The organism is Xanthomonas sp. SHU 199 (genome assembly GCF_000364665.1).
In the GTDB taxonomy this organism is placed as follows: Bacteria; Pseudomonadota; Gammaproteobacteria; order Xanthomonadales; family Xanthomonadaceae; genus Xanthomonas_A; species Xanthomonas_A sontii.
Genome location: NZ_AQOI01000580.1, coordinates 1 through 5,710, shown reverse-complemented (window position 1 = coordinate 5,710; position 5,710 = coordinate 1). Strand labels below are relative to the sequence as shown.

Annotated in this window: 6 protein-coding genes; 3 read left to right on the top strand and 3 right to left on the bottom strand. The window is 70.1% G+C overall.

The annotated features are described in order from the left end of the window. Positions 1-146: 146 nt before the first annotated feature. Positions 147-602, bottom strand: a complete 456-nt coding sequence (locus D183_RS0117060) for a DUF2214 family protein (RefSeq protein ID WP_017910065.1) — start codon at positions 600-602, stop codon at positions 147-149. A 10-nt stretch (positions 603-612) separates the two neighbouring features. Beyond that, positions 613-1,194 carry a methyltransferase family protein gene (locus D183_RS0117055; protein WP_051067643.1) on the bottom strand — a complete coding sequence of 194 codons (582 nt, stop codon included), beginning with the start codon at positions 1,192-1,194 and terminating at the stop codon, positions 613-615. A 224-nt stretch (positions 1,195-1,418) separates the two neighbouring features. Here D183_RS0117055 and D183_RS0117050 point away from each other — a divergent pair, with 224 nt between their 5' ends. The 3 genes from D183_RS0117050 (at position 1,419) to fabV (ending at position 4,704) form a co-directional block, all read left to right on the top strand. Then, positions 1,419-2,516 (top strand): sensor histidine kinase, encoded by a 1,098-nt coding sequence (locus D183_RS0117050; RefSeq protein WP_017910063.1) that lies wholly within the window; start codon positions 1,419-1,421, stop codon positions 2,514-2,516. Then, entirely contained in the window at positions 2,513-3,145 is a 633-nt protein-coding gene (locus D183_RS0117045; protein ID WP_017910062.1) for a response regulator, read from the top strand. The genes D183_RS0117050 and D183_RS0117045 overlap by 4 nt, the downstream gene beginning before the upstream one ends. Positions 3,146-3,498: 353 nt before the next feature. Continuing rightward, entirely contained in the window at positions 3,499-4,704 is a 1,206-nt protein-coding gene (fabV, locus tag D183_RS0117040; protein WP_017910061.1) for an enoyl-ACP reductase FabV, read from the top strand. A 579-nt stretch (positions 4,705-5,283) separates the two neighbouring features. Here the strand turns inward: fabV and D183_RS0117035 are convergent. Continuing rightward, a partial coding sequence (locus tag D183_RS0117035; protein ID WP_017910060.1) for a PfkB family carbohydrate kinase occupies positions 5,284-5,710 on the bottom strand: 427 nt, incomplete at its 5' end.

Sequence of the window (5,710 nt, the reverse complement as noted above, 5' to 3'; positions counted from 1 at the left end):
CGCCGGCAGCGGCAGTGGCGGCAGCGTTAAGACTATTGGTCATACCAATAAACTGACAGGGCGCGGATGGTGTGACCATTAGGCGCCTTGGATCACGCGACGTCAATGATTGCAGTGATGCAGGCCGCCTAAATTGGTAATACCAATCAGGGCATGCCGTTGCGTGCCATCGCCGCGGCCAGCACCACCAGCACCGCCAACAGGCCCAGTTCCACCCCGATCAACCGCTGCAGCGTGCGCACCTGTGCCGCGTTCGGCGACCAGGTCGGCTGCAGCCGCGCCTGCCGGCGCCAGCGCAGCAGGCGCAGCGTCGGCACCAGCGAGAGCAGGCCGATCGCCGCGAAGGTCCCGAGCTTGGCCCAGAACCAGGGGGTGTGCAGGTAGTAGTCCGCGCCCTTGAGCCCGTAGCGCACGCGCAGGGCACCGATCGCCAGGATCAGCAGCGCGGCCAGCCCGTAGCCGGCATCGACGCGGACCAGCCGCGCCAGTTGGCGGTGGTCCAGCGGCGCATGCAGCAGGGCCCATTCCGCCACCAGCGCAGCGATCAGCAGCAGCATCGCCAGGTGGTGCAGGCTGGCTAGGATCAGGTCGCGCAGCGCCATCGCGGCGGCCTCACCACACCCACGGCAGCAGCCGCCAGCTGTGCGCGGCGTAGTCGGGATACTCCTCGGGGAAGGCCTGGGTCAGCATCGCTTCCTCGACCCGGATGCGGCGCAGGAACGCCCAGGTCACCGGCAGCACGATCGCCAGCAGCGACAGCACGTTGCCCATGCCCAGCGCCAGCCCGTAGAACGCCAGCAGCGCGCCGGTGTACGAGGGATGCCGCAGATAGCGGTACGGCCCGTGGCGGACCAGGCGGTGGCCTTCCTGGATGGTCACGTCGACGGTGAACCAGCGCGCCAGCACCCGGATCGACCACAGCCGCAGCGCCAGCCCGCCGGCCAGCAGCGCGCAGGCCAACCAGCGCAGCGGTTCGCGCAGGTGCGGCGCATAGCGCCACACGCCGAGCAGCGACAGCAGCGCGCCCAGCGCCACCGCGCCGTACAGCACGCGCCACAGCAGGCGCAGCGTGCCCTGGTCGCGCGCACCGCCATCGGCGGCACGACGGCGGCGGCTGAGCAGCATCTCGTACGCGCCCCAGCCCAGGCCGAGCAGCATGAACAGCAGATCCGGATGGCGCAGGGTCAGGAGCATGACGGTGTTCCTCATGGCGGCGTGCACCACGCATTGCGTGGCAGGGTGGATGAACCGGGCCCGTCCTGCGTGCCGATCGTCCGGCACCCGGCAGGGCATGGACGCAGTGTGGCGCCATCGGGGTGGTGCGGCAGTGGCCGCTGGTCATGCCGTCCGCCTGCCGGAAGTCACTTTCTGCGCCCGCCCCATTGCCGTGGCATCGGCCCGCGGTCAGCATCCGTCGCATGACTCGATTCCTGCGCGACCTGATCGAACCCAAGCGCCTGGCCGGGTTGCTGACCGTGGCCACCGTGCTGTGGTCGTTCCAGTTCGCGCCGCATGCGCTGGTGGCCTGGCGCTGGACTGCGGCGGCGCTGTTCCTGCTGCCGCTGCTCGGCGCGCACTATCTGCCCGGGCGCTGGCGCGATGTCGCGCTGTGGGTCGAGGCAGCCGCGGCGATGGCCCTGGTCTGGCTGGAGCCGCGCGTCGGCACCGCGCCGGTGCTGCTGGTGGTGGTGGTCGCGCAGGTGGCGCTGCAGTGGCCGCCGCGGCCGGTGCTGGCGCTGGCGCTGCTGGCCAACCTGGGCACCTTCCTGGCGCTGTCCGCCGCCGGCATCAGGCATCCGCTGCTGACCACGCTGATCTACGCCGGCTTCCACGCCTTCGCAGGCCTCAGCGCGCACTACGCGCGCACTGCCGAGCTGGCGCGCGAGGCGCTGGCGCGGGTCAACGCCGACCTGCTGGCCACCCGCGCGCTGCTCGCCGATAGCACCCGCGACGCCGAGCGCCTGCGCCTGGCGCGCGAACTGCACGACGTGGCTGGACACAAGCTCACCGCCCTGCGTATCCAGTTGCGCCTGCTGCTGGCCGATCCGGCGCTGGCGCAACGTCCGGAGGTGGCGACGGTGGAGCGGCTGTCCGGCGAGTTGCTGGCCGACATCCGCGCGGTGGTGCAGTCGCTGCGCGACGACCGCGGGGTGGACCTGGAGACCGCGCTGTGTGCCCTGGCCGCACCGTTCCCGCGGCCGCAACTGCAGTTGCAGATCGACCCGGCGCTGCGCATCACCGATCCGCACCTGGCCGAGACCCTGCTGCGGCTGGTGCAGGAAGCGCTGACCAACGCCGCCCGGCACGCCGACGCGGCACACGTGCGGGTGCGTCTGGGCCAGGATCGGCAGCAGCTGTGCCTGGACATCGAGGACGACGGCCACCGCGCCGAGCGCATCCGCGAGGGCAACGGCATCGCCGGCATGCGCGAGCGTCTGGCCGCGCTGCACGGGCGCCTGGAACTGGGCCGCACGCCGCTCGGCGGCATGCAACTGAGCGCGAGGCTGCCGCTGTGAGCGCGCTGCGGATCGCCCTGGCCGACGACCAGGTGCTGGTGCGCGCCGGCCTGCGCGCGCTGTTGCAGACCCAGGGCATCGTCGTCGCCTGCGAGGCCGACGACGGCCAGGCCTTGCTCGACGTGGTGGCGGCCACGCCGGTGGACGTGGTGCTCAGCGACATCCGCATGCCCGGCATGGACGGCATCCAGGCGCTGCAGCAGTTGCGCGCGCGCGGCGACCGCACGCCGGTGCTGCTGCTCACCACCTTCGACGAATCCGATCTGCTGCTGCGCGCCACCGCCGCCGGCGCGCAGGGCTTCCTGCTCAAGGACGCCGCACCGGAGGACCTGCGCGAGGCGATCGCGCGCGTGGCTGCCGGCGAGACCCTGCTGCAGCCGGTCAGCACCGACCCGGTGCGTGCGCGCTACCGCTACCGCGACGAGGACGCCCCGCGCGACACCTTCAACGAACGCGAAGTGGCGATCCTGCGCCTGCTTGCCGGCGGCTACTCCAACAAGGAGATCGCGCGCAGCCTGTTCCTGGCCGAGGGCACGGTGAAGAACTACGTCTCCACCATCCTCGACAAGCTCGGCACCCGCGACCGCACCCGCGCGGTGCTCAAGGCGATCACCCTGCGCATCATCTGATGCGTGCACCAACGGTGGCGCTGCGACGTCCACCGGCGGCGCGTCGGGACTGAAATCCCTCCCACAACGGTGCCACCGTGCCGTGCCGCGGCCTGCCGCAGGAGCGGCTTCGGCCGCGACAACCGATGGCGCGATTGCGGCTCGCCGATCAGCTGTTTCCCTCCAGCCGGCACGACATCCGCCGCCGCGACGCCGCCCCTGTGGGAGCGACCTCAGTCGCGACGCGACCCATCCGAACGCGCGCGCACGCCCGCAGTACGCTCCATACCCCGCCGTGTGCTACCACCGGGACTTCTGCACACCCGCCGCAGACATTAAGATGCCGCGGGCATTGTGCCGACGAGGAATTCACGTTGATCATCCATCCGAAAGTCCGCGGTTTCATCTGCACCACCACGCATCCGCTCGGCTGCGAGCGCAACGTGCTCGAGCAGATCGCCGCCACGCGCGCGCGCGGCGTGCGCCACGATGGGCCAAAGAACGTGCTGGTGATCGGCGCGTCCAGCGGCTACGGCCTGGCCTCGCGCATCACCGCCGCGTTCGGCTTCGGCGCCGCCACCCTCGGCGTGTTCTTCGAAAAGCCCGGCAGCGAGAAGAAGGCCGGCACCGCCGGCTGGTACAACGCCGCCGCCTTCGACAAGCAGGCCAAGGCCGCCGGCCTGTACAGCAAGTCGATCAACGGCGACGCGTTCTCCGACGAGGCGCGCGCCAAGGTCATCGAACTGATCAAGCAGGACATGGGCGGCCAGGTCGACCTGGTGGTGTATTCGCTGGCCTCGCCGGTGCGCAAGCTGCCGGGCACCGGCGAAGTGAAGCGCTCGGCGCTCAAGCCGATCGGCCAGACCTACACCGCCACCGCCATCGACACCAACAAGGACGCGATCATCGAGGCCTCGATCGAGCCGGCCACCGAGCAGGAGATCGAGGACACCGTCACCGTGATGGGCGGGCAGGACTGGGAACTGTGGATCGATGCGCTGGACGCCGCCGGCGTGCTCGCCCCGGGCGCGCGCACCGTTGCCTTCAGCTACATCGGCACCGAGATCACCTGGCCGATCTACTGGCACGGCGCGCTGGGCAAGGCCAAGGTCGACCTCGACCAGACCGCGCAGCGCCTGCACGCGCGCCTGCAGCAGCACGGCGGCGCGGCTAACGTGGCGGTGCTGAAATCGGTGGTGACCCAGGCCAGCGCGGCGATCCCGGTGATGCCGCTGTACATCTCCATGGTCTACAAGATCATGAAGGAAAAGGGCCTGCACGAAGGCACCATCGAACAGGCCGACCGTCTGTTCCGCGAACGCCTGTACCGCGAAGACGGCCAGCCCGCGGCCACCGACGACGAGAACCGCTTGCGCCTGGACGACTGGGAACTGCGCGACGACGTGCAGGATGCCTGCAAGGCGCTGTGGCCGCAGGTGACCACTGAGAACCTGTTCCAGCTCACCGACTACGCCGGCTACAAGCACGAGTTCCTCAAGCTGTTCGGCTTCGAGCGCAAGGACGTGGACTACGACGCCGAGGTCGACCCCGACGTCAAGTTCGATTGCGTGGAGCTCTGAGGAGCGGGGAGTCGGGAGTGGGGATTCGGGCGTCGTGTTGATCCCGGATCCCGGACAGAGCATGCGGCCGGCAGCGATGTCGGCCGTTTTCTTTTGCGCTGACGGCGAGGCAGCGGTGGCGGCACGTCGACCGAATCGCGTCGGGACTGAAGTCCCTCCCACAAGGATCTCATCCATCCCCGCGGCGTCTGCTGTAGGAGGGGCTTCAGCCGCGACAATCGAAGCCGTGGTGCTGGAATTGCCAGCACATCCCCACGACTAAAACCCCGCCACATCGCAACGCCAATCCGCACGCAAACCCGGAAGCGCCAGCGCTTTTACGATTCCCCACTCCCCATTCCCCATTCCCGGCTTTTCACCGCGTCGGGACTGAAGTCCCTCCCACAACGTCCCAGCCATCCCGGCGGCAGCTTTCCCCGATAGGAGCGGCTTCAGCCGCGACAAGCGAAGCCATGGTGCTGGAATTGCCAGCACACCCCCACGACTAAAACCCCGCCACACCGCAACGCCAATCCGCACGCAAACCCCGCAGCGCCAGCGCTTCTACGATTCCCCACTCCCCATTCCCCATTCCCGGCCTCACCGCCTCACATCGAACCGCGTCGCCCCCACACACGCCTGCACCTCGGCCTCGCTCAGCGCCAGCACGTCGCCCGGCAGCGTGTGCTTGAGGCAGCCGGCGGCCAGGCCGAAGCGGATCGTGGCGGTGTCGTCCCAGCCACGGCTCAGCCCGTGCAGCACGCCGGCGGCGAAGGCGTCGCCGCCGCCGATGCGGTCGACGATGCCGCTCAGCTCCTCGGCCGGCGCCTGCGCGACGCTGCCGTCGCGGCGCAGCAGCATCGCGCCCAGGCTGTGCCGGTCCACGCTGTGCGCCACGCGCTGGGTGCAGGCCATCGCCTGCAGCTGCGGGAATGCGGCGAAGGCGTCGCGCGCGCCCGCTTCCACCCGCGCCTGCACGCTGTCCTGCGGGTAGCGGTGGCCCAGCACCACCTCCAGGTCGCGGTAG

What these genes read in the sequence shown, in the direction of transcription:
- D183_RS0117060 (WP_017910065.1), bottom strand. Translation starts at nt 602, where the DNA reads ATGGCGCTGCGCGACCTGATCCTAGCCAGCCTGCACCACCTGGCGATG.
- D183_RS0117055 (WP_051067643.1), bottom strand. Translation starts at nt 1,194, where the DNA reads ATGCTCCTGACCCTGCGCCATCCGGATCTGCTGTTCATGCTGCTCGGC.
- D183_RS0117050 (WP_017910063.1), top strand. Translation starts at nt 1,419, where the DNA reads ATGACTCGATTCCTGCGCGACCTGATCGAACCCAAGCGCCTGGCCGGG.